1 protein-coding gene is annotated in these 414 nt (G+C 51.2%); it reads left to right on the top strand.

Annotation, left to right across the window (positions count from 1 at the left end; all coding sequences use genetic code 11):
• Positions 1-69 precede the first annotated feature (69 nt).
• The coding region (locus EZM41_RS01265) for a radical SAM protein (protein ID WP_342449191.1) at positions 70-414 on the top strand (345 nt) is incomplete at its 3' end.

Genomic DNA, 414 nt, shown 5'->3' with positions numbered 1-414 from the left:
GTTTTAATGGTGCTGTTTCTCATTTCGTCACTAAGGCATTGAGCTGGGCCCGCAAAGAATGGAGCGCAGATGGCAAGGACATTTGGGCTTGGCTCGGGCAGGGCATTGGGCCATGCTGCTATGAGCGCAGCGCCACAGGCGATCTTTGGACCAAAAGGAGCATACTATATAACAAGCACCATACAGACAAGCAGAGGTTGTCCTTTTGACTGCGCTTTTTGCTCCGTCTCTAATGTCTTCGGAAAAAGATACCGCCACCGGCCCGTAGAAGACGTCGTCCGCTCGATCCGAGCCGGTGGCTACAGGTTGGGCATCACGCTCGAAAGGTTGAGGATGTTTTTTGCGAACGCCTCTATAGCGCGATTTTTTACTGCATTAGTTCTATCGATGGCTTATGTGTTGCTGTTGGGTAAG

Source organism: Acetomicrobium sp. S15 = DSM 107314, from assembly GCF_016125955.1.
Taxonomy (GTDB): domain Bacteria; phylum Synergistota; class Synergistia; order Synergistales; family Thermosynergistaceae; genus Thermosynergistes; species Thermosynergistes pyruvativorans.
Note: the sequence above shows the minus strand (reverse complement) of the source record. Positions and strands in the feature narration are given on the sequence as shown.